The organism is Advenella alkanexedens, assembly GCF_019132845.1.
GTDB lineage: Bacteria > Pseudomonadota > Gammaproteobacteria > Burkholderiales > Burkholderiaceae_B > Advenella > Advenella alkanexedens.
Window position 1 is genome coordinate 1 of sequence record NZ_JAHSPR010000002.1, and the last position, 24,648, is coordinate 24,648.

General features: G+C 49.8%; 31 protein-coding genes. 21 read left to right on the forward strand and 10 right to left on the reverse strand.

The window, feature by feature from the left end:
• The 10 genes from KU392_RS02490 to KU392_RS02535 all read right to left on the reverse strand — a co-directional run.
• The coding region (locus tag KU392_RS02490) for a tripartite tricarboxylate transporter TctB family protein (RefSeq protein ID WP_217734482.1) at positions 1 to 223 on the reverse strand (223 nt) is incomplete at its 3' end.
• A gap of 104 nt (positions 224 to 327) precedes the next feature.
• The gene (locus KU392_RS02495; protein ID WP_169293332.1) at positions 328 to 1,299 is read right to left on the reverse strand and encodes a tripartite tricarboxylate transporter substrate binding protein BugE; all 972 of its coding nucleotides are present in this window, start codon (positions 1,297 to 1,299) and stop codon (positions 328 to 330) included.
• Positions 1,300 to 1,480: 181 nt separating this feature from the next.
• Positions 1,481 to 2,464: a branched-chain amino acid ABC transporter permease gene (locus KU392_RS02500; protein WP_217734483.1), complete on the reverse strand. Its 984-nt coding sequence runs from the start codon at positions 2,462 to 2,464 to the stop codon at positions 1,481 to 1,483.
• Entirely contained in the window at positions 2,461 to 3,348 is an 888-nt protein-coding gene (locus KU392_RS02505) for a branched-chain amino acid ABC transporter permease (protein WP_200236323.1), read from the reverse strand. The genes KU392_RS02500 and KU392_RS02505 overlap by 4 nt, the downstream gene beginning before the upstream one ends.
• Before the next feature lie 107 nt (positions 3,349 to 3,455).
• Positions 3,456 to 4,673, reverse strand: coding sequence for an ABC transporter substrate-binding protein (locus KU392_RS02510; protein ID WP_169293334.1), 1,218 nt, complete (start codon positions 4,671 to 4,673; stop codon positions 3,456 to 3,458).
• A 31-nt stretch (positions 4,674 to 4,704) separates the two neighbouring features.
• Positions 4,705 to 5,424: an ABC transporter ATP-binding protein gene (locus KU392_RS02515; protein WP_169293335.1), complete on the reverse strand. Its 720-nt coding sequence runs from the start codon at positions 5,422 to 5,424 to the stop codon at positions 4,705 to 4,707.
• A 1-nt stretch (position 5,425) separates the two neighbouring features.
• Complete coding sequence (locus tag KU392_RS02520; RefSeq protein ID WP_169293336.1) at positions 5,426 to 6,196, reverse strand: ABC transporter ATP-binding protein; 771 nt, start codon at positions 6,194 to 6,196, stop codon at positions 5,426 to 5,428.
• 234 nt (positions 6,197 to 6,430) lie between these two features.
• The gene (locus KU392_RS02525) at positions 6,431 to 7,864 is read right to left on the reverse strand and encodes an NAD-dependent succinate-semialdehyde dehydrogenase (protein WP_169293337.1); all 1,434 of its coding nucleotides are present in this window, start codon (positions 7,862 to 7,864) and stop codon (positions 6,431 to 6,433) included.
• A 57-nt stretch (positions 7,865 to 7,921) separates the two neighbouring features.
• On the reverse strand, positions 7,922 to 9,112 hold the full coding sequence (locus KU392_RS02530; protein WP_217734484.1) for an amino acid aminotransferase: 1,191 nt from the start codon (positions 9,110 to 9,112) through the stop codon (positions 7,922 to 7,924).
• A 158-nt stretch (positions 9,113 to 9,270) separates the two neighbouring features.
• Positions 9,271 to 10,317 (reverse strand): ABC transporter substrate-binding protein, encoded by a 1,047-nt coding sequence (locus tag KU392_RS02535; RefSeq protein ID WP_217734485.1) that lies wholly within the window; start codon positions 10,315 to 10,317, stop codon positions 9,271 to 9,273.
• A 400-nt stretch (positions 10,318 to 10,717) separates the two neighbouring features.
• Between KU392_RS02535 and pdxR the strand changes: the two genes are divergently transcribed.
• The 21 genes from pdxR to rpsK all read left to right on the forward strand — a co-directional run bounded on the left by pdxR (position 10,718) and on the right by rpsK (position 24,648).
• A complete protein-coding gene (gene pdxR, locus KU392_RS02540; RefSeq protein WP_169293340.1) occupies positions 10,718 to 12,196 on the forward strand; it encodes a MocR-like pyridoxine biosynthesis transcription factor PdxR in 1,479 nt (492 codons plus the stop codon).
• A 120-nt stretch (positions 12,197 to 12,316) separates the two neighbouring features.
• Positions 12,317 to 13,687 (forward strand): aspartate aminotransferase family protein, encoded by a 1,371-nt coding sequence (locus KU392_RS02545; protein WP_169293341.1) that lies wholly within the window; start codon positions 12,317 to 12,319, stop codon positions 13,685 to 13,687.
• 18 nt (positions 13,688 to 13,705) lie between these two features.
• A complete protein-coding gene (locus KU392_RS02550; protein ID WP_169293342.1) occupies positions 13,706 to 14,818 on the forward strand; it encodes an ABC transporter ATP-binding protein in 1,113 nt (370 codons plus the stop codon).
• A gap of 70 nt (positions 14,819 to 14,888) precedes the next feature.
• Positions 14,889 to 16,148 carry an ABC transporter permease gene (locus tag KU392_RS02555; RefSeq protein WP_246587253.1) on the forward strand — a complete coding sequence of 420 codons (1,260 nt, stop codon included), beginning with the start codon at positions 14,889 to 14,891 and terminating at the stop codon, positions 16,146 to 16,148.
• Positions 16,145 to 16,984 (forward strand): ABC transporter permease, encoded by an 840-nt coding sequence (locus KU392_RS02560; RefSeq protein ID WP_169293343.1) that lies wholly within the window; start codon positions 16,145 to 16,147, stop codon positions 16,982 to 16,984. The genes KU392_RS02555 and KU392_RS02560 overlap by 4 nt, the downstream gene beginning before the upstream one ends.
• A gap of 1 nt (position 16,985) precedes the next feature.
• A complete protein-coding gene (locus KU392_RS02565; RefSeq protein ID WP_169293344.1) occupies positions 16,986 to 17,726 on the forward strand; it encodes an SDR family NAD(P)-dependent oxidoreductase in 741 nt (246 codons plus the stop codon).
• Positions 17,727 to 18,040: 314 nt separating this feature from the next.
• A complete protein-coding gene (gene rplN, locus KU392_RS02570) occupies positions 18,041 to 18,409 on the forward strand; it encodes a 50S ribosomal protein L14 (RefSeq protein ID WP_169293345.1) in 369 nt (122 codons plus the stop codon).
• A 10-nt stretch (positions 18,410 to 18,419) separates the two neighbouring features.
• Entirely contained in the window at positions 18,420 to 18,740 is a 321-nt protein-coding gene (gene rplX / locus KU392_RS02575; protein WP_169293346.1) for a 50S ribosomal protein L24, read from the forward strand.
• A gap of 13 nt (positions 18,741 to 18,753) precedes the next feature.
• Positions 18,754 to 19,293 carry a 50S ribosomal protein L5 gene (gene rplE, locus KU392_RS02580; protein ID WP_169293347.1) on the forward strand — a complete coding sequence of 180 codons (540 nt, stop codon included), beginning with the start codon at positions 18,754 to 18,756 and terminating at the stop codon, positions 19,291 to 19,293.
• Between the two features lie 11 nt (positions 19,294 to 19,304).
• Positions 19,305 to 19,610, forward strand: coding sequence for a 30S ribosomal protein S14 (gene rpsN, locus KU392_RS02585; protein ID WP_169293348.1), 306 nt, complete (start codon positions 19,305 to 19,307; stop codon positions 19,608 to 19,610).
• Between the two features lie 10 nt (positions 19,611 to 19,620).
• Positions 19,621 to 20,016, forward strand: a complete 396-nt coding sequence (rpsH, locus tag KU392_RS02590) for a 30S ribosomal protein S8 (protein WP_169293349.1) — start codon at positions 19,621 to 19,623, stop codon at positions 20,014 to 20,016.
• 10 nt (positions 20,017 to 20,026) lie between these two features.
• Positions 20,027 to 20,560 (forward strand): 50S ribosomal protein L6, encoded by a 534-nt coding sequence (gene rplF / locus KU392_RS02595; RefSeq protein WP_169293350.1) that lies wholly within the window; start codon positions 20,027 to 20,029, stop codon positions 20,558 to 20,560.
• 21 nt (positions 20,561 to 20,581) lie between these two features.
• Positions 20,582 to 20,947 (forward strand): 50S ribosomal protein L18, encoded by a 366-nt coding sequence (gene rplR / locus KU392_RS02600; protein WP_169293351.1) that lies wholly within the window; start codon positions 20,582 to 20,584, stop codon positions 20,945 to 20,947.
• Between the two features lie 15 nt (positions 20,948 to 20,962).
• Positions 20,963 to 21,484 carry a 30S ribosomal protein S5 gene (gene rpsE / locus KU392_RS02605; RefSeq protein WP_169293352.1) on the forward strand — a complete coding sequence of 174 codons (522 nt, stop codon included), beginning with the start codon at positions 20,963 to 20,965 and terminating at the stop codon, positions 21,482 to 21,484.
• Between the two features lie 3 nt (positions 21,485 to 21,487).
• On the forward strand, positions 21,488 to 21,676 hold the full coding sequence (rpmD, locus tag KU392_RS02610; RefSeq protein WP_169293353.1) for a 50S ribosomal protein L30: 189 nt from the start codon (positions 21,488 to 21,490) through the stop codon (positions 21,674 to 21,676).
• A 10-nt stretch (positions 21,677 to 21,686) separates the two neighbouring features.
• On the forward strand, positions 21,687 to 22,127 hold the full coding sequence (gene rplO / locus KU392_RS02615) for a 50S ribosomal protein L15 (protein WP_169293354.1): 441 nt from the start codon (positions 21,687 to 21,689) through the stop codon (positions 22,125 to 22,127).
• A gap of 12 nt (positions 22,128 to 22,139) precedes the next feature.
• Positions 22,140 to 23,474 (forward strand): preprotein translocase subunit SecY, encoded by a 1,335-nt coding sequence (gene secY / locus KU392_RS02620; protein WP_169293355.1) that lies wholly within the window; start codon positions 22,140 to 22,142, stop codon positions 23,472 to 23,474.
• Between the two features lie 5 nt (positions 23,475 to 23,479).
• Positions 23,480 to 23,698, forward strand: coding sequence for a translation initiation factor IF-1 (gene infA, locus KU392_RS02625; RefSeq protein ID WP_169293356.1), 219 nt, complete (start codon positions 23,480 to 23,482; stop codon positions 23,696 to 23,698).
• Between the two features lie 24 nt (positions 23,699 to 23,722).
• Positions 23,723 to 23,836 carry a 50S ribosomal protein L36 gene (rpmJ, locus tag KU392_RS02630; RefSeq protein ID WP_014752488.1) on the forward strand — a complete coding sequence of 38 codons (114 nt, stop codon included), beginning with the start codon at positions 23,723 to 23,725 and terminating at the stop codon, positions 23,834 to 23,836.
• Positions 23,837 to 23,868: 32 nt separating this feature from the next.
• The gene (rpsM, locus tag KU392_RS02635) at positions 23,869 to 24,234 is read left to right on the forward strand and encodes a 30S ribosomal protein S13 (protein ID WP_169293357.1); all 366 of its coding nucleotides are present in this window, start codon (positions 23,869 to 23,871) and stop codon (positions 24,232 to 24,234) included.
• 15 nt (positions 24,235 to 24,249) lie between these two features.
• Positions 24,250 to 24,648: a 30S ribosomal protein S11 gene (rpsK, locus tag KU392_RS02640; RefSeq protein WP_169293358.1), complete on the forward strand. Its 399-nt coding sequence runs from the start codon at positions 24,250 to 24,252 to the stop codon at positions 24,646 to 24,648.

Consider the following 24,648-nt stretch of genomic DNA (forward strand, 5'->3'; position numbering starts at 1 on the left):
ATTTGCCAATATGATGGTCATCGGCTTCTTCACCACGCAGTGAACCAATGGTGACCACACCGCCCAGCAAGGCCAGGACGACACCCAGCCAGAATGGAAAATAGCCAGGCCCCATACGGGCAGGCGTACCCATGTCATAGCTCGTGGCGAACAGGGCAAAGCCAATTCCTAGAGCGATGAACATCAAGCCGGACCAGAAGTCCTGTTGATTCTTAATGTGCATAACTTATAACCTTAGTTAAATAGATGAAATGTGTGAGATTTATAATGGATCGGGCAAAAAAGCGGATGAGGCTTTCATCCGCTTTTTTATAAAAATCGCAGGGATTACTGCAATTCAATATTGCCTTTTTTTACAACATCCTTGGCCCAGTCATACTGTTGCTGGATTTCCTTGGCAAATTCTTCAGGTGAGTTACCTGCTGGGAAGGCCCCTTGTTTTTCCAGGGCAGCAATCACGGTGGGGTCTTTCAATGCATCAAGCGTTGCTTTATTCAGGGTGGCAATCACGTCTTCGGGAGTACCGGCAGGTGCCAGCAGACCATACCAGACGGGTTGGTTCAATTCAGGGTAACCCAGCTCTTTAAAGGTGGGAACATCTTTCATACTGTCCAGACGTTCTTCCCAGGCAATTGCCAGAGGACGAAGATTTTTGGCTTCGATTTGTGGGAAAGAGGATGGCAGGTTGTCGAACAAAATACCAATTTGTCCACCCACGGCATCGGTAACTGCCGGGCCTGAACCCCGATAGGGAACATGAACGATGTCGGTGTCGGTGGCCAGGCGGAAGGCTTCGCCAAACAGGTGCAGAACACTGCAGGTGCCCGATGAACCGTAAGAGTATTTGTTGGGATTGGCCTTGACTTCGGCCAGGAAGGACTGGAAGTCATTGGCAGGAAATTTGGGGTTGACTTCAAGTACGTTGGGCACGTTGACGAAGTTGGAAACCGGCGCAAAATCTTTCAGGGGGTCATAACCCAGTCCTTCGGGTTTGCAGGCAGGGTTGACGCCCAGGGTTGAAACGGTTGCAATGGATAGGGTATAGCCATCAGGTTTGGCGCGCGCAGCTTCAGAGGCGCCAATGGCACCACCCGCACCGGCTTTGTTTTCCACTACCATTGGTTTGCCCAGGATGTCACTCATTTTGGCAGTGACGATCCGGGTTACGATATCGGTAGAGCCGCCAGGCGCAAAAGGAACAATAACGCGAATGGGTTTGCTTGGGAAGTCAGCTGCATATGACGTGCCACTTATGATGGCGGCAGCACTGAAAACTGCGGTTAAAAGGGATTTTTTCATATAAATTCCTTGACAATTTGTAAAATCTGCATCGAAAAAATATACTTATAGAAATAATCTATTTCGAAGAAGGGCAGATAATAGTAAGAACAAGCGGAACCTTGCAAGCATAAATACAAATAATAAGGGTAATTGCCTAGAAATTTGCGGGTCGCCTGCAAGGTTTAAGAGTTATTTGTAACTATTGGCTTTTAGTTTGTCTTGCGGTGAAAAAATGTGATAGTTCTCCCACGATTCCTTTTCGGAAGGCCATCACGCAGATGATAAAGATGAGTCCCATGACAATCGTAACCGATTCACCCAGGCTTGAAAACCATTGTACGCCAGTCGTATCGGCAATCATGCGGCCCAAATCACCAATCTTGTTTTCGAGCATGACGACAATGAAAGCGCCAATGACCGGACCTGTAAAGGTACCCACGCCACCAATCAGGGTCATTAATACAACGATACCTGACATTTGCCACATGGCGTCGGATAGCGTGGCTGACACAAAAACCAGTGTTTTTGTGGCACCGGCCAGTCCGGCAATGGCAGCGGACAGGACAAAAGCCAGCAGCTTGTATTTGTCTACATCATAGCCAAGCGAAATGGCACGGGGTTCATTTTCCTTGATGGCTTTCAGGACCTGACCAAAGGGCGAGTTGACGGTTCTCCAGCAGAGGAAATAACCAATCATGAAGATGCCAACTACCACATAGTAAAGGTTCAGGTCGTTTTTCAGGTCGAGCAGGCCGAAGAGATAGCCTCTGGGCACGCCTTGCAAACCGTCTTCACCACCGGTGAATGGTGCTTGCAGATAGAAAAAGAAAACCATTTGGGCCATTGCCAGCGTGATCATGGTGAAGTAAATACCGCTGCGCCGGATCGCCAGACCCCCGATCACGAAACCAAGGATGGCGGCAATCAGGATGCCGTAAAGAATACCCAGCTCGGGTGAAAATCCCCATACTTTAATGGCATGGCCTGTTGCATAGGCGGCACTGCCCAGGAAAGCGGCGTGTCCGAAAGAGAGCAGGCCAACGTAGCCCAGAAGCAGGTTGAAAGCGCATGCAAACAGGGCATAGCACAGGATTTTCATGACAAAAATGGGGTATATGCCGAACGCAGGCAATGAGGCGGCCACAATGGCAAATAATGCATAGCCAAGGATTTGTCGATTCATTTTTCTTTCCCAAAAAGTCCGGCAGGGCGGAGTAATAAAACAATGGCCATAATAATGAAGACTACGGTGCTGGAAGCTTCAGGCCAGAATACTTTGGTCAGTCCTTCAATCACCCCCAGGCCAAGACCGGTCACAATAGAACCCATGATGGAGCCCATGCCACCGATAACAACGACCGCAAACACGACAATAATCAGGTTGGCGCCCATGAGGGGGGATACTTGCAGCACGGGGGCGGCCAGCACACCGGCAAAACCGGCCAGGGCAACACCAAAACCATAAGTCAGGGTAATCATAAGCGGTACGTTAATGCCAAATGCTTCAACCAGCTTGGGGTTTTCAGTACCGGCACGCAATAACGAGCCAAGACGGGTTTTTTCAATCATGAACCAGGTGAACAGGCAAACAATGATGGACGCCAGCACAATCCAGCCACGGTAAATGGGCAGGATCATGAAGCCCAGGTTGACCGCACCACGCAGGCTTTCCGGGGTGGGATAGGGTTGGCCCGAGACACCATAAAAGCTGCGGAAAACGCCTTCGATCAACAGGGCAATGCCGAAGGTAAGCAGCAGGCCATAAAGATGGTCGAGCTTGTATAAATGGCGCAGCAGCAAGCGTTCGATGATCATGCCAAAAATGCCAACCAGAATAGGGGCGACAATCAGCATGACCCAGTAATTAAGCCCCAGGTATTGCAGTCCCATCCAGGCCAGGAAGGCGCCCAGCATGTATAAAGCACCATGGGCGAAGTTGATGACATTGAGAAGGCCAAAAATGACGGCCAGACCCAATGAGAGAATTGCGTAAAAAGAACCGTTTACAAGGCCCAGCAAAATCTGGCCAAGAAAGGCTTGAATAGGGATGCCGAAAATATCAATCATAATGCATAACGTTCAGTTTATTTATTGACCACATGTTTTAACTGGTGTTGTGACAGCCCCGGGTAGAGGCTGTCATGACTACAGTGCGAATCTGTATGAAGTGCCGTTTACAGTTTGCAGGTGGATTCACTCGCGGGACCGAAAGCCTTTTCTCCTGAAACTTTGTCAACAACGTTGTAGTAATCCCATGGGCCTTTGGATTCTTCCGGTGTCTTGACCTGCATCAGGTACATGTCATGGACCATCAACCCGTCTTTCCGGACGATGCCATCTTTGGCGAAGAAGTTGTTAATTGTGTTGGACTTGAACCATTTCATGACGGCTTCACCGTCATCGGTGCCGATTTCCTTGACGGCTTTCAGGTAGGTTTCGGCTGCAGTATAGTCGGCTGCCTGAACGAATGAGGGTTTGCGCTTGATGCGTTCCTCGAACTTGGCGGCCCATGCCCGTGACTCGTCATCCTGGTTCCAGTACCAGGGGGCGGTCAGGTACAGACCCTGTGTGGCTTGCAGGCCCAGTGCGTGCACGTCGTTAATGAATACCAGCAGCCCGGCTGGTTTCATGCCTGGCGTTACGCCAAATTCGCTGGCGGCCTTGATGGAGTTGATGAAGTCGCCCCCCGCGTTGGCCAAGCCCAGGATTTCAGCACCAGAGGTTTGGGCCTGCAACATGTAAGAGGAGAAGTCGGTGGTGCTTAATGGCACGCGAACCGTGCCCTTGATGGTGCCACCGGCGGCTTTCACCACATTGATGGTGTCCTGTTCAAGGGAGTGGCCAAAAGCGTAATCGGCGGTGATGAAGAACCAGGTTTTACCACCCTGGTTATAAACGGCAGAACCGGTTACATTGGCCAGTGCCTTGGTGTTATAGGCATAGTGAATGGTAAATGGGGTGCAGTGGGTGGTGGTGAGGGCTGTTGCGCCGGCACCGATCGAGATATAGGGTTTTTTCTTTTCGGCGGCAACGGCAGCCGAAGCCAGTGCGGTGGCTGAGTTGGTGCCACCGATAATCATGTCAACCTTGTCCTGGTCGATCCATTCACGGACTTTGGCCGATGCCACGTCAGCTTTGTTTTGGTGATCAGCGGTCACCAGTTCTATTTTTTTTCCATTGATTTCACCGCCAGCGGCTTCGATGGCCATTTTAATGGCTTCGCCACCGGCAGGGCCGTCCAGGTCGGAATACACACCGGACATGTCGGTAATGAAGCCGATTTTAATGATGTCATCGGAAATTCCCTGGGCTTGGGCAAGGCCCAGTGTGGACAGGGTAATTGCCGTAGCCAAGGCTGTTTTTTTCAATTTTGTTGAATTCTTTATTCTCATGTTTGTCTCCGGGGATAGAATGAAAAATAGCTTAGACACCCAGCAGGGTATGGAGAGTGTCCTGTTTGGCGGCCAGCTCGGAAGCCGGGAATTGTTCCACGATTTCACCATGTTCCATGACATAGAAATGATCGGCCAGGGGGGCGGCAAAGCGAAAGTTCTGTTCGACCATCACAATGGTGAAACCTTTGGCTTTCAGGGTCGTGATCATGCGGGCCAGGGTTTGGACAATGACAGGAGCAAGACCTTCTGAAATTTCATCCAGCAACAGGATATTGGCACCTGTGCGTAAAATCCGGGCCACCGCCAGCATCTGCTGCTCACCACCCGACAGTCGGGTTCCCGGTGAGTGGCGGCGCTCGAGCAGGTTGGGAAACATTTCGTAGATTTCCGCCAGGGACATGCCTTTGTCGCCAGCGGTGCGGCCATTGAGCTGCGGAGGCAAAAGCAGGTTTTCCTCACAACTCAGGCTGGCAAAGATGCCGCGTTCTTCGGGGCAATAACCAATACCCAGATGGGCGATTTTATGGGTGGGCAGGTTAATGGCTTCAACACCATGGATCTTGATGGAGCCTTTGCGGGTGCCGGTTAGTCCCAGCAAGGCCCGCAGGGTGGTGGTACGGCCTGCGCCGTTACGCCCCAGCAGGGTAATGACCTTTCCTTTGGGAATGCTGATGTTGACGCCATGCAGAATGTGCGATTCACCATACCAGGCCTGCAAATCCTTGATTTCAAGTGCGAGTGCTGTCATGTCAGTGAGCCCCTTCCAGTTGACCTTCGGAAGTGCCCATATAAGCTTCCATCACGGCGGGGTTACGTGAAACTTCCTGGTAACTGCCTTCGGCCAGCGTGGCGCCCCGTGCCAGAACGGTGATTTTGTCGGCAATCGAGGAAATCACGTTCATATTGTGTTCGACCATCAGGATCGTGCGGCCGACGCTGACTTTTTTGATCAGTTGGGTGACCCGGTCCACATCTTCATGCCCCATACCCTGAGTAGGTTCGTCAAGCAGCATGAGTTCGGGCTTCATGCCCAGCGTGGTGGCAATCTCCAATGCCCGTTTGCGCCCGTAAGGCAGGTTGGAGGTGATTTCATTTTCAAATTCAAGCAGGTCAACTTCGGCCAGCAATTCCCTGGCCTGGTCGTCAAGCTCATGCAGGCATCTGTTGCTTTTCCAGAAGTGAAAAGAATTGTTCTGCTGGCGTTGCAGACCGATGCGTACATTCTCCAGCACCGTCAACTCGGGGAAAACGGCTGAAATCTGGAAGGAGCGGATAATGCCCTTGCGTGCGATTTGAGCCGGCTTTTCAGCCGTAATATTGGTGCCATTAAAAAGAATATTGCCAGCGGTGGGACGCAGGAATTTGGTCAGCAAATTGAAGCAGGTGGTTTTACCTGCGCCGTTGGGACCGATGAGCGCATGAATGTGACCGCGCTGCACCTGCAGGTTTACATCATTTACCGCCACGAAACCAAGGAATTCCTTGGTCAGGTTTTTTGTTTCTAAGATTAAATCACTCATGTTATGCATTAATTTTAAAAAATAGTGATTGAAAACACAGGTGTCTCCCCATGCCTTTGGTACAGGATGAGTATGCGTTAGAAACAGATTGGCTCGCTATAGGTGCTTTCCATAAGGATTTAAGATTAAAGCGGGTAGAAAAGAGAAAAACCGCGAAAAACAAGGTTTTTCGCGGTTTTAGATATAAATATATAATTTTTCAATAGCGGTGAAAGTGTAAAAACCGCTTGTTTGTTATATGTGTGTAATAAACTTGGTGACCAAATATCCGTCAAAGGTTTCGGTACCGCCTTCACTGCCGATGCCACTGTCTTTCACGCCACCAAAGGGAGTTTCAGGCAAGGCAGAACCGAAGTGGTTGATATTGACCATCCCCGCCTCAAGAGCATTGGATACTTTGGTGGCGGTTTGCAGTGAATTGGTAAAGACGTATGAAGACAGGCCGAAAGGCAGACTGTTGGCCCTGGCCAGAACTTCATCGGTGTTGCTGAATTTAACCACCGGTGCAATCGGGCCAAAAGGCTCTTCGGTCATAAGCTTGGCATCATCTTTAATATTGGTAACAACGGTTGGCGGGAAGAAATAACCGGTTTGTGACAGGGGGTCACCGCCCAGTTCAATGGTTGCGCCACGCTGTCTGGCATCTTCGACAAAAGCGCTCATGCTGCCAATGCGACGCTCGTGCGCCAGGGGACCCATCTCGGTTCCCTGGGCCGTACCATCACCCACCTGGATGTTTTTCAAGGCACCAACAAAAATATCCAGGAACTGGTCATAGGCTTTTTCCTGGACATAAAAGCGGGTGGGCGACACGCAGACCTGACCGGCATTGCGGATCTTGAACTTGGCCAGGCTCTTGGCTGCCTGCTCGATATTGGCATCATCAAAGATCAGTACGGGAGAGTGACCGCCCAGTTCCATGGTGATGCGCTTCATGTGGGCACCTGCCAAGGCAGCCAGCTGTTTGCCAACCGGTACCGAGCCGGTAAAGGAGACTTTACGTACGATCGGGGAGCGGATCAGGTAGTCGGATACCTTGGCGGGCTCACCCCAAACAATATTCAAGACCCCTTTGGGCAGGCCGGCGTCGTGAAAGATGCGGGCAATCGCCATGACGGCACTGGGGGAGTCCTCGGGGCCTTTCAGGATAATGGAGCAACCGGCGCCAATCGCTGCTGAAATTTTACGGATAGCCTGGTTGTAAGGGAAGTTCCATGGAGTGAAAGCGGCACATACACCAATCGGCTCACGTACCACGATCTGGCGCACATTGGGTGTGCGGGGAGGAATGACCCGACCGTAAATGCGACGGCATTCTTCGGCATGCCAGTCGCAGTGGTCGGCGCATGAAATGATTTCACCTACCGCTTCGGCCAAAGGTTTGCCTTGGTCGCGGGTCAGGTTCAGGCCAATTTCCTGGGCACGGTCACGGGATAATTGGGCAGCCTTGCGTAAAATGGCGGAGCGCTCCATGGGAGAGCTGTGCTTCCATGAGTCGAACGCCCGCTGCGCAGCGGACAGGGCACGATCCAGATCCGCCTCACTGGCATGAGGCAGTTGCCCCAGCACTTCAAGGGTTGCCGGGTTGATGACGTCCTGGGTTTTGCGTCCTCCACCAGAAATAAACTCGCCATCTATATACAGACTCAGTGCTTCATATTGACTCATTTTCTTTCAATCCTCAGTTAGTGTTTTGAATAAAACTTTTTATTTGAAATTTGGGTTTTAGACTACTTTGCTGACCGATTCGGCAAAGTAGGTCACGTTGTTTTCGTTAAGGCCGGGTACACTGATCCTGCCTGAGTCGATCAGGTAAACACCATAATCGGTACGCAGTTTTTCAATTTGTGCCAGGCTTAAACCGGTGTAGCTGAACATGCCATTTTGTTTAATGATGAACGAGCTGTCGAAGTGAGGTGCCTGCGCGTGCAGGATATCGTAGGCTTTCTGGCGGATGTTCCGGATGCGGGTACGCATTTCATTGACTTCGCTATCCCATAGGGCAAACAGCTCCGGGTCGTTAAGCACATCGGAGATCATGCGGGCACCATGCAAGGGCGGGTTGGAGTAAATACGGCGTACCAGCAGTTTGATTTGTCCGAGTACCCGGTCGGCTTCATGGGTATTTTGGCAAATCACTGAAAGTGCACCACAGCGTTCGGCATAAAAAGAAAAATTCTTGGAAAACGAATTGGCAACCAGCATGGGAATGTTTTTGGCAGCCAGCAGACGCACGGCAAAGGCATCTTCATCCAGGCCGTTGCTGAAACCCTGATAGGCGATGTCCAGGAACGGGATCAGTTTGCGATCCACAATGATATCGGCAATTTCTTCCCATTGCGTGGTGGACAGGTCTGCGCCGGTCGGATTGTGGCAGCAGGGGTGCAGCAGCACAATGCTGCCAGCGGCAAGGTTCTGGAAGGTTTGCTTCATTTCGTCAAATAGCAGCACGCCTTTGACGGAATCGTAATAGGGGTAGGTGTGGGTTTTCAGGCCGGCACCCTCAAAAATGGCGTGGTGGTTATCCCAACCCGGGTTGCTGATCCAGATTTCACTGTTGGGGCTGGCCAAGTGCAGGAGCTCTCCGCCAATACGCAGGGCACCGGTGCCTCCCACGCTTTGCATGGTCACAATGCGCCCTTCGTTCAGGGCAGCGCATTCAGTGCCAAAAAGCAGTTTTTGTACGGCGCTACGATAGCTGGGTAAACCTTCCATGGGTAAATATTGGCGGGTTTCGGGTTGCTGAGCACGTTTCAGTTCGGCTTGATGGATACTGTCCAGGACGGGAATCTGCCCTTTTCCATCATAATAAAGTCCAACGGTCAGATCCACTTTATTCTGGCGCTGGTCTTGGCGGAACATATCACCAATTCTGAAAATGGGGTCACCGGCATAAGGTGCTAAATGCTCAAACATGGCTTTCCTTCTAGTTAAAAATATGCGTGCGTGGAAAAAAATAACTGTACCATGGAAAAGCCGGGTTCCATGCATGGGTTTGCCAGTCAGAATGCAATCATCTCCTGGCGGGAAAGCCAGGAGATGATCAGGTGGTTTTTTTGTTTTTAACTGCTTGCTTATTGCGCTACCCAGGCGTTATAGCGCTGCTCAAGGGCATCGCCGTAATCGGTCCAGAAATTGACATCCAGCGCAATGGCGTTTTCCATATTTTCTTTGGAGCTGGGCAGGTCTTTGGCGATGTCAGCCGGCAGGGCCTCAATGGCTGCTATGGTTGGCGGGCCGTAGGGAAGGAGTGTTGAAAAGGCCACCAGGTTCTCGGGCTGGCTGGCATGCTTGATCAGCTTATGGGCGTTTTCAACATTGGGAGAACCTTTGGGAATGGCCCAATAATCAATGGCATACAGACTCTGGTCCCAGACCAGGCCAAGCGGGCGTTTGTTTTCTTGGTTGATGGCATGGGTAATTCGGCCATTGTAGGCGGAAGACATGACGACATCACCGGCCACCAGGTATTGACCGGGTTGTGCACCCGACTCCCACCATTGGATATAGGGTTTGATTTCATCCAGTTTCTTGAAGGCACGGTCAACGCCTTCTGGGGTTGCCAGTACTGTGTAAACGTCTTTGGGAGACACGCCATCGGCCATCAGGGCAATTTCAAGTGTGTATTTGGCGCCTTTGCGCAGGGATCGTTTGCCCGGGTATTTTTTTACATCCCAGAAGTCAGCCCATGAGGTGGGGGCTTCCTTCAGTTTGTCTTTGTTATAGGCCAGGGCCACCGACCAGATAAATGTGCCCACACCGCACTCAAGTGCTCCATTTTCGATAAAGTCGGATTGCGGGATAACTTTGCTGTAATCAATTTCTTCAAACATGCCTTCGGCGCAACCGCGCTCCAGTTCGGGGGCCTCAACCTCTACCACATCCCACTGGACGCTATTGGTGTCGACCATACTTTTTATTTTTCCCATCTCCCCGTTCCAGTCCGCAGAATTGATTCTGATGCCGGTTTCTTTTTCAAAAGGCTGAAAGTAGGCTTTTTCCATGGCGACTTTTGCATCACCACCGAAAGAAACAACGGTAAGACTTTGAGCAGAGGCGGCAGCAGTAAAGGCGCTGAGTATGAAGCCTGTAACAATGGCTGAACGAGCATGTTTGAGCATAATTTCACATCCTTGTGTTTGGCATTATTGAATCATTTTCCGTGTCAGGCCGGTTTTTGGGCGGAACCCTGAAGGTTGAGCCTGAAGAAAAGTGATGATGGTGACATCATCGCAATTTTTGTTTTTTAAAGGAAATAGGGGTTTTCCCGTGAAGTGATGAGGTGGCTGCAGGATTGGTGGATATGGATTGCGGGATTATTAAAATGAATATAAATGCAATGAATCATATAAATGAAATGCAATAAATCGTTAACTGGTTATTACAACCATAAATGCTCATGGATAATGAAGCGTGAATTTGGAATGGGATTGTCTGATGCTTTTTTAGTTCATGGTTATAAAAAAACAACAATTTCAATTTTGAATTAAATATGAAAATAATAATTGATGTGCGAGTCTTATGTTTGAAATTCCATTAGCTGAACTGGTGCTTGAAAAGCTGAATCGTGATGATAAAACCCCATTGCAACGTCAGCTTTATCAAATCATTCATGATCTGATCAACAATGGTAAATTGCCACCAGACAAAAAGCTGCCTTCTTCCCGTTTTCTGAGCAAAGAGGCGGGTATTTCGCGAATTACCGTTTCTTTGGTTTATGAGCGCCTGATTACCGAAGGTTATCTGTACAGCAGGGAAGGCAGTGGCACGTATGTCTCAAAGGTGGTCACACCGCTGGTGCCTTCCGGCAATGCGCCTGTCATGAAGTCCTGGGTATATTCCGAAAGGGGAGCCAGGTTGCTGTTGTCGGAAAGCAGTCCGCCGCAACCCAAGGGGGAGTTTGTGCCCGGTATCCCCGATGTCTCCGAGTTCCCGTTTCATATCTGGCGAAAAATCCTGGGCAAATATTATTCAAAAAAATATCTTCACCTGTCGGGCTACGCCGAGTCGGGCGGATATGTGGAATTGCGTAAGGCCATTGCCGCTTATCTGGCCATTTCCCGCTCCCTGCAGTGTGATCCCGACCAGATTATTGTGACCTTTGGCACGCCCCAGTCGCTGGATTTATGTACCCGGCTGCTGAGTGACCCCGGGCAGCAGGCCTATATTGAGGATCCGCCTTATTGGGCGACCGAGTCGGTATTTGAGGCAGGGGGGGTAAAGGTTAACTGCATACCGCTTGATGAAGAGGGAATCGCGCTGGAGGATGACATGATTGCCGTAAACGGCAAATTCATCTATGTCACGCCTTCACACCAGTACCCCACCGGTGTCACCATGTCGATGGAGCGGCGCGAGAAGATCCTGGCGCTTGCCCGAAAGCATCAGCTCTGGGTGATAGAGGACGATTATGACTGTGAGTTCAGGCATGATGACTTGCATTTGCCCTCTTTGCAAAGCCTGGATCAGGGCAATCATGTCATTTATTTCGGTACGTTCAGTAAAACCATGTTTTCCGGGGTGCGTCTGAGCTATATGGTGGTGCCTCCAGGGCTGGCGCCCGCCATGCGGCGGGCCATTTCAAACCTGTACTTGCCAGGCATGTTGCAGTTGCAGGCGTCCCTGGCTGAATTTATCAATGAAGGCCACTTCTACCGGCATATCAAGAAAATGCGGGCTATTTATTTTGAGCGTGGCGCCTTGTTCCGGGAAAGGCTCAAAGCGGTTTTCGGCAATAAAGTGACCCTTTCACAGGGTAATTCGGGTTTGCACCTAATGGCCCGATTCAATACTTTGTTAAGTTTCGAACAGTTCTCGCTTTGTGCCCGTCGCCACGGCATGATTGTGCGTCAGGTCAAATTCCGCAAACCCACGGAACACGGGCTTTGCCTGGTACTGGGCTATGGTGGCGTACCTACCCGGGATATTGCCGGAGCGGTTGATCGCCTGCAGCAAGTTTTCATTGAAGGCGAGCGTGGACTGTTCTTCAGTGGTGCCTGAAAATGCAACTGGCCTGATCAAAATTACACAAGTGGATATAGCCGATTGTGGTTTCCTGTCTTAGGATAAAAAAACAGAACTGACTTGATTGTGCAATATTCGACTGTTACGGAGACCCAAATGGAAAATACATTAATTCAGCAGGAAAGTGACGATATCAATTACCACTTGCACCCTTATACCAATGCCCGCAAGCATCAGGAACAGGGGCCGTTGGTCATCGTCAAGGGAGATGGGGTTTACGTTGAAGATATTCATGGCCGGAAATATCTGGAGGCCATGGCTGGATTATGGAGTGTGGCCCTGGGCTTTAGCGAAAAAAGGCTGGTCCAGGCCGCCATGCGTCAGTTTGAAGTATTGCCGTTTTATCATCAGTTCACGCATAAAACCCATGATGTGGCTGCCCAATTTGCCAAAATGCTCATTGATATCGCACCAGTGCCCATGAGCAAGGTGTTCTTTACCAACTCCGGCTCCGAGGCCAATGATACGGTCGTCAAACTGGTCTGGTATCGTTCCAATGCTTTGGGTTTGCCCAACAAAAAGAAAATCATCAGTCGCCTTAAGGGCTACCACGGCGTTACCGTAGCGTCTGCCAGCCTGACCGGTCTGCCAGGCAATCATCGCGGCTTTGATTTGCCTATCGATCGCATTTTGCATACGGCATGTCCGCATTATTGGCGTGATGCACAGGAAGGCGAAAGTGAAGAACAGTTTTCAACCCGTATGGCCCAGGAACTGGAAAACCTGATCCAGAAAGAAGGCCCTGAAACCATTGCCGCGTTCATTGCCGAACCGGTTATGGGGGCGGGTGGCGTGATTGTGCCGCCTGCTACTTATTGGGAGAAAATCCAGGCGGTTCTGGAAAAGCATGACATCCTTTTTATTGCTGATGAAGTGATTTGTGGCTTTGGCCGTACCGGGAAAATGTTCGCTTCTGAAACTTTTGGCCTGAAACCCGATGTACTGGTGCTGTCCAAACAAATTTCTTCTTCTTACCAGCCTTTGTCCGCTATTTTGCTGAATGAGAAAATGTTCAATCCGATTGCCGATGAAAGTAACAAGCTGGGCGTGCTGGGACATGGTTTTACCGCAGGCGGTCATCCGGTGGCGGTGGCGGTTGGCATCGAAAACCTGAATATTATTAAAGAGCGCAATCTGGTGGAAAATGCGGCAACCGTGGGTGCACATATGCTCAAGCGATTGCATGAGCTGGAAAATCATCCGCTGGTGGGTGAGGTGCGTGGCGTTGGCCTGATTGCCGGTGTTGAGCTGGTAATCGACAAAGCCAAGAAAACAGCGCTGGAAGTCCCGGGACAGCTGGGCACCATGGTAGGCAAAGTATTGCAGGATCTGGGCGTCATCTCACGCAATATCGGCGATACGCTTGCTTTTTGCCCACCCCTGATCATTACGGTTGAGCAGGTGGATGAGATGGTGGATAAATTCAAACAGGCGCTTGATATTGTTCATGAAAGATTGAATGGCTAAACAGAGGAGATAATGCTTATGTCTGGACCTGACAGCAATAATACGGATGTTCTGGTGCGTTTCAGGAATGTTCAGAAAAGCTATGACGGACGCTCCATGATTGTTAAAAACCTGAATCTGGATATACAACATGGTGAGTTCCTGACATTGCTGGGTCCGTCAGGTTCAGGCAAAACAACCAGCCTGATGATGCTTGCCGGTTTTGAAACGCCCACCTCGGGCACCATAGAGCTGGCAGGGCGTTCGCTGGACGATGTACCTGCTTATAAACGCAATATTGGCATGGTGTTTCAGAACTATGCCCTGTTTCCGCACATGACAGTGGCTGAAAATCTGGCCTTTCCCCTGAAAGTGAGGGGGATGGGCAAGGACGAGATAAAAAAACGGGTGGAAAACGGTTTGGCCATGGTGCAACTGAATCAGTTCGGCAACCGTTTTCCCAGCCAGCTTTCAGGTGGGCAGCAGCAACGGGTGGCTCTGGCAAGGGCACTGGTATTCGAGCCCCAGGTAGTGCTGATGGATGAGCCCTTGGGTGCGCTTGACAAGCAATTGCGTGAGCATATGCAATACGAGATCAAGCGGTTGCACAACAAGCTGGGCATTACGGTGGTCTATGTCACCCACGACCAGGGCGAGGCCCTGACCATGTCCGATCGCGTGGCGGTTTTCAATGATGGTGTCATCCAGCAGATCGATTCACCCGAAGAGCTTTATGAGCGGCCGGTCACTGCATTCGTTGCCAATTTTATTGGTGAGAATAACCGTACGCATGGCCGTATTACCGAGGTTGGAAATGAGTATGGCACGGTTCTGCTTGACAATGGTACACAAATGCAGGGCGTGCTGGCCAATCCGTCCCTCAAGGCTGGTGATATGGTGTCGGTTTCCATTCGCCCCGAGCGTGTCGTGATTGATCCCCCTGCCGGCAGTACCGAACAAAACGGCCAGGGTGAAATTCTGGAATTCGTTTATTTTGGGGATCATGTCCGTTTGCGTCTGAATCTGTATGACAATCCGAATTTTGTGGTCAAGCAGCCTATTGCCTTGCTGAGCCAGACCCTGAAAGTGGGTAATCGGATTAATGTAGGCTGGAAGCGTGAATTTGTTCGTATTCTTGACCCCTATCAGTAATGTCGGGTTGAGGTGTTCGAGCTAGTCCGTCAAGCGTCCAGGGGAAGGGATAAGTCCAGAGGAAGGGATTATGAGTCAGATGGCAATAACAAAACCGGTTCTGTCCGCCAGCGAGGCGGCAGCCTTGCAAGTCAAGTTTTCAAAATCAACAAAGCGCAATAAAGTCAAGGCCTTTGGCCTGGTACTTCCTTTGGTTGTTTTTCTGTTGTTACTGTTTGTGGTGCCTATTCTGGCTTTTTTGAATAAAAGCATTGAAAACCCCGAAGTGGTTTCCGTATTGCCCATGACAACCGAACAGTTGCGAGCCTGGGAAGTGGGGCAGCCGCTAGAGGAAAGTTTTTACAGGGCTTTGGCCCAGGACCTGACCGTGGCCAAGCAGGCGAAAACCTCGGGTGACTTGATGCGCAGGCTGAATTTTGAAGAACCCGGTGCCCGTAGCCTGTTGTCAAAGACGGTGCGTAGAATGCCGCTTCCTGAAACGGTGAGCTCTTATCGGGACGAATTTGCAAAAATTGATGCCAGCTGGGCCGATCCGGTCATTTGGGCGCTGCTTAAGCGCAATTCGGGTGAGTTTACCGCTTTTTACCTGTTGACGGCCCTGGATATGAAATATGACGCACGCAATGAGATTGTCAGTGCAGGACCGTCAGAGTCCGTTTTTCTGGATATCTATGTGCGTACTTTCAAAATGGCGCTGGTGGTGACGCTTTGTACCCTGGTCCTGGCTTATCCACTGGCTTATTTGCTGGCAACTTTGCCGGCCAAAACCAGTAACCTTCTCATGATCCTGGTGTTATTGCCATTCTGGACGTCTCTGCTGGTGCGAACCGCAGCCTGGATTGTATTGCTGCAAAATGGCGGAATTATCAATGGATTCTTAATGTGGGCGGGTCTTATAGAGCAGCCGGTGCAATTGGTCTTCAACCGGATCGGGGTGTACATAGCCATGGTGCATATTATGTTGCCGTTCATGATTCTGCCCATATACAGTGTTATGAAAGGGATTTCCCCCACGTATATCCGAGCGGCCGTGTCGCTGGGCTGTCACCCCATTATCAGTTTCTGGAAGGTTTATTTTCCCCAGACCGTGGCGGGTGTCAGTGCCGGGTGCCTGCTGGTGTTCATTACCTCCATTGGTTATTACATTACCCCTGCATTGCTGGGCGGTCCCAAAGATCAGATGATCAGTTACTTCATCGCCTTTTATACAAACGGTTCGATTAACTGGGGTCTGGCGGCTGCCCTGGGTGGGTTCCTGCTGCTGGCCACGCTTATTCTTTATGCCGTGTACAACCGTCTGGTTGGCAGTGGCAAAGTGAGGCTCGCATGAAAAAAACCAAAGAAAACCGTACGACTGTGGAAAGGGTTTGGTTTTATTTGCACCGGATTATTTGTGCACTGATTTTACTGTTCCTGATAGCACCGGTACTGGTGATTGTGCCATTATCATTCAGTGAGAGTGCATTTCTGGTTTATCCTGTTCAGGGCTTTTCCCTGCGTTGGTATGAAAATTTCTTTTCATCGCCCACCTGGATGCTGGGCCTGAAAAACACCCTGATTGTGGCACCCGTGGCCACATTGATTGCGATGGTGCTGGGAACACTGGCGGCATTGGGATTCAACCGTGCCAATTTCTTTGGCAAGGCATTTCTGATGAGTTTGCTGGTTTCACCCATGGTGGTGCCGGTTGTGATTGTGGGGGTGGCGGCTTACCTGTTTTTTGCACCTCTGGGTATGGCCAATAATATCTGGCTGCTGATCGTAATGCATGCGGTGCTGGGTGTGCCGTTTGTGGTGATTACCGTACTGGCCACACTCGAGGGTTTTGACCAGAATCTGGTCAAGGCGGCCAGCAGTCTGGGGGCGTCCCCGGTCTATGCGTTTTTCAGGGTCACTTTGCCGATTATTGCGCCCGGTGTTATTTCAGGTGGCCTGTTCGCCTTTGGTATTTCCTTTGACGAGGTGGTATTGACCTTATTTGTGGCGGGGCCCGAACAGTTTACCTTGCCCCGGGTCATGTTCAGTGGCATTCGTGAAAATCTGAACCCCACTATTGCCGCAGCGGCCACTTTATTGATTCTTTTTTCAGTCGTTATGCTCCTGACGCTGGAGTGGCTCAGGAGACGCAGTGAAAAAATGCGCCTGGGACTGGCGAACGGAGAATAGTATGGCAGAGCAAACTCGATATGTATTGTTGACGGGCGCGAGCCGTGGCATTGGACATGCGACCGTCAAGCTGTTCCAAGAGCGGGGATGGCGTATTTTTACCGTATCGCGTCAGCCTTTTTCGGAGGAATGCAGGTGGGCAGACGCCAGGGAAAGTCACATTCAGGCTGATTTGTCCGATTTGAATGGCTTGCGTGATTTGGTCGAGACGGTGCGGCAAAAGCTGCCTGATGGAAAATTGCATGCCTTGGTAAATAATGCCGGTATTTCACCGAAGAAAGAAGGAGGTGGGCGCCTGGGCGTACTGGATACCGATGAGTTCACCTGGGTGAACGTACTGCGGGTGAATCTGGTTTCAACAGCCCTGCTGTCGCGTTACCTGTTTCCCGAACTGAAAAAAGCCGGTGGCAGTATCGTGAATGTCACTTCAATTGCCGGATCACGGGTTCACCCCTTTGCCGGTGCGGCCTATGCCGCGTCAAAAGCGGGTCTGGCGGCGCTGACCCGCGAGCAGGCACATGAGTTTGCCCCGCAGGGGGTAAGGGTCAATGCCATAGCACCGGGGGAGATCAATACCTCCATTCTTTCTCCGGATACGCATAAAATTGTTGAGACCCAGATTCCCATGCACCGCCTGGGAACGCCTCAGGAAGTGGCGCAGGCCATTTATTATTTATGCAGTGAAGAGTCTTCCTACATTAATGGTTCGGAACTGCAAATCAACGGTGGTCAGCACGTCTAAACGGCACAAAAACCCTTCCCAAAGGGGGAAGTACGGCTGGAAAAGTGTGATATATTGTTGTTTTTAAAGTGTTATCCAGAAAATAAACAGTCAAATAACTTGCCAAAGAATGCGTTATGGTTTATATTAGTAGACTTCGCTCATTCTACAGTGGGTGGAGAGTTCTTATTTAAGCAGATTTCAACCCAGGGTGGTTTGGTCTAACGCCAAGCGGCCTGACGGGACCAAAACTGGTTATATGAATAGCGAAAGCGAATATGGTCCGCCACATTTTGTTTGGCGGTATATGTAACTAAGTTGGAACAGGAATAATCATGATCCAAATGCAAAGCACGCTAGACGTGGCTGATAATACCGGTGCGCGCCGTATCATGTGCATCAAGGTATTAGGTGGCTCCAAGCGCCGTTATGCTTCCATCGGTGACATTATTAAAGTTAGTGTTAAAGATGCAGCACCGCGCGGACGCGTCAAAAAAGGCGAAATTTATAACGCGGTGGTCGTACGTACCGCCAAAGGCGTTCGTCGTAAGGATGGCTCATTAATCCGTTTTGGCGGTAATGCAGCTGTATTGCTCAATGCCAAGCTGGAGCCAATCGGTACTCGCATTTTCGGCCCTGTAACGCGTGAATTGCGTACAGAGCGTTTTATGAAGATCGTGTCTCTGGCACCTGAAGTGTTATAAGAGGGTAACGATGAACAATATCCGTAAAGGTGATGAAGTTATCGTATTGACCGGACGCGACAAAAAGCGTCGTGGCGTTGTGCTGGCTCGCGTCGGTGCTGACCACGTTCTGGTTGAGGGCGTTAACGTCGTGAAAAAACACCAAAAACCTAATCCCATGACAAACAATCCTGGTGGTGTTGTTGATAAAACAATGCCTATCCACATTTCAAATGTGGCCTTGTTTAACCCAGAAACAGGTAAAGCTGATCGTGTTGGTGTTAAAGAAGTGGATGGTCATAAAGTCCGTATTTATCGCTCCAACGGCGCTGTCGTTGGCGTGAAAGCGTAAGGGGCACAATATAATGGCTCGTTTACAAGATTTGTACATCAGCAAAATTGCTGGCGAATTGAAAGAAAAATTCAATTACAAAAGTGACATGGAAGTGCCTCGCATTACCAAAATCACTTTGAACATGGGCGTTTCCGAAGCAGTTGCAGACAAGAAAGTTATTGAGCATGCTGTTTCTGACCTGACCAAAATTGCAGGACAAAAACCTGTCGTAACCAAAACCCGCAAGGCGATTGCCGGATTCAAGATTCGTGAAGACTATCCTATCGGTTGTATGGTTACTCTGCGTGGCAAACGCATGTATGAGTTCCTGGATCGTCTGGTTACAGTGGCACTGCCACGTGTACGTGACTTCCGCGGTATTTCCGGTCGTGCTTTCGATGGTCGTGGTAACTACAACGTTGGGGTTAAAGAGCAAATCATTTTCCCTGAAATTGAATACGACAAAATTGATGCACTGCGTGGTCTGAATATCAGCATCATTACAACTGCTAAGACTGACGAAGAAGCGAAAGCGCTGCTCACAGCATTCAGCTTCCCGTTTCGTAACTAAGGGGCGATGACGTGGCAAAACTATCACTCATCAATCGCGATATCAAACGTGCAAAACTGGTTGCAAAATATGCAGCCAAGCGTGCCGAATTGACAGCGATCATTAACGACACATCTAAATCAGACGAAGAGCGCTATGTCGCCCGTCTGAAAGTGCAACAATTACCTCGCAATGCTAATCCAACACGCATGCGTAATCGTTGTGTAATTACTGGCCGTCCTCGTGGCGTGTTCAGCAAGTTTGGTTTGACTCGTCACAAACTGCGCGAAATGGCAATGCGCGGTGAAGTGCCTGGTATGACTAAAGCAAGCTGGTAGGAGAATATAAATGAGCATGAGCGATCCAATCGCCGATATGTTGACGCGTATCCGTAACGCACAGCAAGTCGAGAAAGTTTCGGTATCTATGCCCTCCTCTAAGCTGAAAGTGGCTATTGCTGCTGTGCTGAAAGATGAAGGTTATATCGAAAACTTCGAAATCAAAGGTGAAAAAACCAAGCCCGAGCTTGAAATTTCACTGAAATACTATGCAGGCCGTCCCGTGATCGAGCGCATTGACCGCGTTTCACGTCCTGGTTTGCGTATCTACAAAGGCCGTGGTTCTATCCCTCAGGTGATGAACGGTCTGGGTGTAGCAATCGTTTCAACTTCGCGCGGTGTCATGACAGACCGTAAAGCACGCTCCGAAGGCGTGGGTGGCGAAGTTCTGTGTTATGTGGCATAAGGAGAATTCAATGTCACGTATAGCAAAATATCCAGTTATTGTACCTAACGGTGTGGAAGTTAAAATTGCACCCAATAACATCAATGTGAAAGGTCCCTTGGGCGAAATGAACCAGGAACTGAGTGGCGATGTAGCCATTACGCTTGATGATGGCAAATTGTCTTTCGCAGTTACTAATGAGTCGCGCCATGCCAAGGCAATGTCAGGTACATTGCGTGCCCTGGTAAACAACATGGTTACCGGTGTCAGCAAAGGTTTTGAGCGTCGTCTTACTCTGATCGGTGTGGGTTTCCGCGCACAGGTTCAGGGCAATGCGCTGAAAATGGATCTTGGCTTCTCTCATGATGTCATCCATCCTCTGCCAGAAGGCGTAAAAGCCGAATGTCCAAGCCAGACAGAAATCGTTCTGAAAGGTTACGACAAACAGGTAGTAGGACAGGTTGCTGCCAAAATCCGCGGTTATCGTCCGCCAGAGCCTTACAAAGGCAAAGGTGTTCGTTATGCGGATGAGCAGGTCACCATCAAAGAAGTTAAGAAGAAATAATAGCGCAGGCAAGGATAAATCATGGACAAGAAAGTATCCCGTTTGCGTCGTGCAGTGGCTACACGCCGGAAGATTGCAGAATTGCGTATGCATCGCTTATCTGTATATCGCTCCAATTTGCACATTTACGCGAACGTTATTTCGCCAGAAGGCGACAAAGTGTTATTCAGCGCATCTACTCTTGAACCTGAAGTTCGCAAAGAGCTGGCTGATAGCAAAAAAAGCGGCGGCAACGTCGAGGCTGCAGTTATCGTAGGTAAGCGTGTTGCCGAGAAAGCTAAAGCAGCAGGTATCGAATCGGTCGCATTTGACCGTTCGGGTTTCCGTTATCATGGCCGTGTTAAAGCGTTGGCAGAAGCCGCGCGTGAAGCCGGCCTCAAGTTCTAAGCGAGGAATTGTCAAATGGCTAAAGCACAAGGCAAAAACGCCCCTGAACAAGAACGCGATGACGGTTTTCGCGAAAAAATGATCGCGGTTAACCGCGTCAGCAAAGTAGTCAAGGGTGGTCGCACCATGAGCTTTGCAGCGTTAACCGTGGTTGGAGATGGCGATGGTCGCATCGGCATGGGCAAAGGTAAAGCACGTGAAGTGCCGGTAGCTGTTCAGAAAGCAATGGAACAGGCCCGTCGTGGCATGGTCAAGATTGCCCTGAATAATGGCACCCTGCATCACACTGTAGTAGGTAAGCACGGTGCATCCACCGTTCTGATCTCTCCAGCGGCAGAAGGTACTGGCGTTATCGCCGGTGGCCCAATGCGTGCAATTTTCGAAGTAATGGGTGTACGTAACGTGGTTGCAAAAAGCTTGGGCTCAAGCAATCCATACAACTTGGTACGTGCAACCTTGAACGGCTTGAACGCATGTTTGACACCATCAGAGGTGGCTGCCAAACGCGGTAAATCCGTTGAAGAAATTCTGGGGTAAATCATGGCACAGAATAAACAAATTAAAGTAACACTGGTTCGCTCTGTCATTGGCACCAAACGCGATCACCGCGATACCGTTCGTGGTCTGGGTTTGGGTAAAGTGAACAGCAGCCGTGTGTTGCTTGATACGCCCGAAGTTCGTGGGATGATCCGTAAAGTGGATTATCTCGTGTCAGTATCAGAAGCCTAAAGGAATAGAGATGTCTGAAATGCAACTCAATACGTTAGCTCCTGCTGCTGGTAGCAAGCATGCCAAACGTCGCGTTGGACGCGGTATTGGTTCTGGCTTGGGTAAAACAGCAGGTCGTGGTCATAAAGGTCAGAAATCACGTTCAGGTGGCTTTCATAAAGTCGGCTTCGAGGGTGGTCAGATGCCTTTGCAACGTCGTTTGCCAAAACGCGGCTTCACTCCACTGGGTCAGCATTTGCACGCAGAAGTGCGTTTGTCTGATTTGCAGAAACTCGAAGCTGATGTCATCGACGTTCAGGTTTTAAAACAAGCTGGTGTTGTTGGTCAAAGCGTTCGTTACGCCAAGGTCATCCTGTCAGGTGAATTGTCTCGCAAAGTAACTCTGAATGGCCTGACCGCCACAGCAGGTGCACGCGCAGCAATTGAAGCCGCTGGCGGTTCACTCGCTTAAAAAGGGGTAAAAGTGGCTAAAGCGCAGGCAGCAGGTAAAGCAGGTAGCGGTAAAAAATACGGCGACCTTAAACAGCGACTTGTGTTCCTGATTCTTGCTCTGGTTGTGTACCGTTTCGGTACACATATTCCTGTTCCTGGCATCAACCCTGGTGCCATGCAGGAACTGTTCAATACACAGTCAGACGGGATTCTGGGTCTTTTTAACATGTTTTCCGGTGGTGCGCTCGAGCGCTTCTCTGTCTTTGCATTGGGTATCATGCCGTATATTTCGGCATCGATCATCATGCAGCTGGTGACAGCGGTTGTTCCATCCCTGGAAGCCTTGAAAAAAGAGGGTGAATCGGGTCGTCGCAAGATTACCCAGTACACCCGCTATTTCACTGTTGTATTAGCGTTGGTACAGTCATTTGGTATTGCAGCAACTTTGCAGGCACAACCCAATCTGGTAATCACCCCGGGAGTGATGTTTGTCTTCACGACGGTGGTTACCCTTGTAACGGGTACCATGTTTGTAATGTGGCTGGGTGAGCAAATCACCGAACGTGGTTTGGGTAACGGTATTTCAATCCTGATTTTTGCAGGTATTGTGGCCGGTTTGCCTACTGCACTGGCAAGCATGTTCGAGCTTGTTAGCCAGAATCAGATCGGAACGGTTGCAGCGTTGTTCATTTTTGCGCTGGTCGTGGCGATAACCGCCTTGGTTGTATTTGTCGAGCGTGGTCAGCGCCGCATTACCGTGAACTATGCCAAACGTCAGGTTGGAAATAAAATTTATGGTGGACAAAGTTCTCACTTGCCACTGAAGTTGAACATGGCGGGTGTTATTCCTCCCATTTTTGCTTCGTCAATTATTTTGTTTCCGGCCACGATCGCGAATTGGTTTTCAAGTGCAGGCCAAATTCGTTGGCTAAGTGATATATCAGCTGCTTTGCAGCCTGGTCAACCGCTTTATGTCACTGTATTTACTGCTTTGATTATATTTTTCTGTTTTTTCTATACGGCTTTGGTTTTCAACAGTCGTGAAACAGCAGATAACCTGAAGAAAAGTGGTGCATTTGTACCGGGTATTCGTCCAGGTCAGCAAACAGCAAAATATATTGACAAAATATTAATGCGTTTAACGCTGGTGGGCGCCATTTACATCACATTGGTGTGTCTGGTTCCTGAATTCCTGAGGATGCAATGGCAGAATGTACCGTTTTATCTGGGTGGCACCTCACTGTTAATTATTGTGGTGGTGACCATGGATTTTATGGCCCAGGTTCAGGCCTACATGATGTCGCACCAATATGATTCGTTACTCAAGAAAACCAGTTTCAAGGGTACGAACTTACCAATGAGATAATCATCATGGCAAAGGACGACGTCATACAAATGCAGGGAGAGGTTATTGAAAACCTCCCTAACGCAACTTTTCGTATTAAACTGGAGAATGGCCATGTGGTTTTAGGCTATATTTCTGGCAAAATGCGTATGCACTATATTCGGATTCTTCCGGGTGACAAGGTTACTGTGGAATTAACCCCATACGACCTTTCACGCGCCAGAATCGTATTCCGCTCTAAATAAGCGGGAACAATTAGGAGTCAACCAATGAAGGTAATGGCATCGGTTAAAAAGATCTGCCGTAATTGCAAGATCATTAAACGTCACGGAGTTGTACGAGTTATTTGTACAGATCCGCGTCACAAGCAACGCCAGGGTTAATCCCTGCGTTAACGACTTAACGAGGAACAGTCATGGCCCGTATCGCAGGCATCAACATTCCGCCGCATCAACATGCAGAAATCGGTCTAACCGCTATTTTTGGTATTGGACGCACCCGCTCTCGTCAGATTTGCGAAGCATCAGGTGTACCATTCGATAAAAAAGTTAAAGACCTGACAGATGCAGAACTCGAGAAAATTCGTGAACAGGTAGGTACGTTCACAGTCGAGGGTGATTTGCGACGTGAAGTACAACTTTCGATTAAACGCTTAATCGATTTGGGAACTTATCGTGGCATGCGCCACAGACGTGGACTGCCCGTCCGTGGTCAGCGCACTCGTACGAATGCGCGTACCCGTAAAGGACCACGTCGTGCAGCTCAATCACTGAAGAAATAATCGGGGTAGGTTATTATGGCGAAAGCTTCTAGCGGCGCAAATCGCGCTCGCAAAAAAATTAAAAAAGTTGTATCGGACGGCATTGCGCACGTTCATGCATCTTTTAACAATACAATCATCACAATTACTGACCGTCAAGGCAATGCCTTGTCATGGGCGACGTCGGGTGGCGCGGGCTTTAAAGGCTCACGTAAATCGACGCCTTTTGCAGCGCAGGTTGCAGCCGAGTCAGCGGGACGTGTAGCATTGGAATATGGTATCAAAACACTTGAAGTTCGCATCAAGGGCCCAGGTCCTGGTCGTGAGTCTTCAGTGCGTGCATTGAATGCGCTGGGTATCAAAATTTCAAGCATCTCTGATATCACGCCAGTTCCGCATAACGGTTGCCGCCCTCCTAAACGCCGCCGTATCTAA

What these genes read in the sequence shown, in the direction of transcription:
- KU392_RS02495 (WP_169293332.1), bottom strand. Translation starts at nt 1,299, where the DNA reads ATGAAAAAATCCCTTTTAACCGCAGTTTTCAGTGCTGCCGCCATCATA.
- KU392_RS02510 (WP_169293334.1), bottom strand. Translation starts at nt 4,673, where the DNA reads ATGAGAATAAAGAATTCAACAAAATTGAAAAAAACAGCCTTGGCTACG.
- rplO (WP_169293354.1), top strand. Translation starts at nt 21,687, where the DNA reads ATGTCTGAAATGCAACTCAATACGTTAGCTCCTGCTGCTGGTAGCAAG.
- rplE (WP_169293347.1), top strand. Translation starts at nt 18,754, where the DNA reads ATGGCTCGTTTACAAGATTTGTACATCAGCAAAATTGCTGGCGAATTG.
- rpmD (WP_169293353.1), top strand. Translation starts at nt 21,488, where the DNA reads ATGGCACAGAATAAACAAATTAAAGTAACACTGGTTCGCTCTGTCATT.
- KU392_RS02565 (WP_169293344.1), top strand. Translation starts at nt 16,986, where the DNA reads ATGGCAGAGCAAACTCGATATGTATTGTTGACGGGCGCGAGCCGTGGC.
- KU392_RS02520 (WP_169293336.1), bottom strand. Translation starts at nt 6,196, where the DNA reads ATGAGTGATTTAATCTTAGAAACAAAAAACCTGACCAAGGAATTCCTT.
- KU392_RS02500 (WP_217734483.1), bottom strand. Translation starts at nt 2,464, where the DNA reads ATGAATCGACAAATCCTTGGCTATGCATTATTTGCCATTGTGGCCGCC.
- KU392_RS02515 (WP_169293335.1), bottom strand. Translation starts at nt 5,424, where the DNA reads ATGACAGCACTCGCACTTGAAATCAAGGATTTGCAGGCCTGGTATGGT.
- rplF (WP_169293350.1), top strand. Translation starts at nt 20,027, where the DNA reads ATGTCACGTATAGCAAAATATCCAGTTATTGTACCTAACGGTGTGGAA.
- pdxR (WP_169293340.1), top strand. Translation starts at nt 10,718, where the DNA reads ATGTTTGAAATTCCATTAGCTGAACTGGTGCTTGAAAAGCTGAATCGT.
- KU392_RS02530 (WP_217734484.1), bottom strand. Translation starts at nt 9,112, where the DNA reads ATGTTTGAGCATTTAGCACCTTATGCCGGTGACCCCATTTTCAGAATT.
- infA (WP_169293356.1), top strand. Translation starts at nt 23,480, where the DNA reads ATGGCAAAGGACGACGTCATACAAATGCAGGGAGAGGTTATTGAAAAC.
- rpmJ (WP_014752488.1), top strand. Translation starts at nt 23,723, where the DNA reads ATGAAGGTAATGGCATCGGTTAAAAAGATCTGCCGTAATTGCAAGATC.
- rplX (WP_169293346.1), top strand. Translation starts at nt 18,420, where the DNA reads ATGAACAATATCCGTAAAGGTGATGAAGTTATCGTATTGACCGGACGC.
- KU392_RS02535 (WP_217734485.1), bottom strand. Translation starts at nt 10,317, where the DNA reads ATGCTCAAACATGCTCGTTCAGCCATTGTTACAGGCTTCATACTCAGC.
- rpsH (WP_169293349.1), top strand. Translation starts at nt 19,621, where the DNA reads ATGAGCATGAGCGATCCAATCGCCGATATGTTGACGCGTATCCGTAAC.
- rpsE (WP_169293352.1), top strand. Translation starts at nt 20,963, where the DNA reads ATGGCTAAAGCACAAGGCAAAAACGCCCCTGAACAAGAACGCGATGAC.
- rplR (WP_169293351.1), top strand. Translation starts at nt 20,582, where the DNA reads ATGGACAAGAAAGTATCCCGTTTGCGTCGTGCAGTGGCTACACGCCGG.
- KU392_RS02525 (WP_169293337.1), bottom strand. Translation starts at nt 7,864, where the DNA reads ATGAGTCAATATGAAGCACTGAGTCTGTATATAGATGGCGAGTTTATT.
- KU392_RS02555 (WP_246587253.1), top strand. Translation starts at nt 14,889, where the DNA reads ATGAGTCAGATGGCAATAACAAAACCGGTTCTGTCCGCCAGCGAGGCG.
- KU392_RS02505 (WP_200236323.1), bottom strand. Translation starts at nt 3,348, where the DNA reads ATGATTGATATTTTCGGCATCCCTATTCAAGCCTTTCTTGGCCAGATT.
- rpsK (WP_169293358.1), top strand. Translation starts at nt 24,250, where the DNA reads ATGGCGAAAGCTTCTAGCGGCGCAAATCGCGCTCGCAAAAAAATTAAA.
- rpsM (WP_169293357.1), top strand. Translation starts at nt 23,869, where the DNA reads ATGGCCCGTATCGCAGGCATCAACATTCCGCCGCATCAACATGCAGAA.
- KU392_RS02550 (WP_169293342.1), top strand. Translation starts at nt 13,706, where the DNA reads ATGTCTGGACCTGACAGCAATAATACGGATGTTCTGGTGCGTTTCAGG.
- rplN (WP_169293345.1), top strand. Translation starts at nt 18,041, where the DNA reads ATGATCCAAATGCAAAGCACGCTAGACGTGGCTGATAATACCGGTGCG.
- KU392_RS02560 (WP_169293343.1), top strand. Translation starts at nt 16,145, where the DNA reads ATGAAAAAAACCAAAGAAAACCGTACGACTGTGGAAAGGGTTTGGTTT.
- KU392_RS02545 (WP_169293341.1), top strand. Translation starts at nt 12,317, where the DNA reads ATGGAAAATACATTAATTCAGCAGGAAAGTGACGATATCAATTACCAC.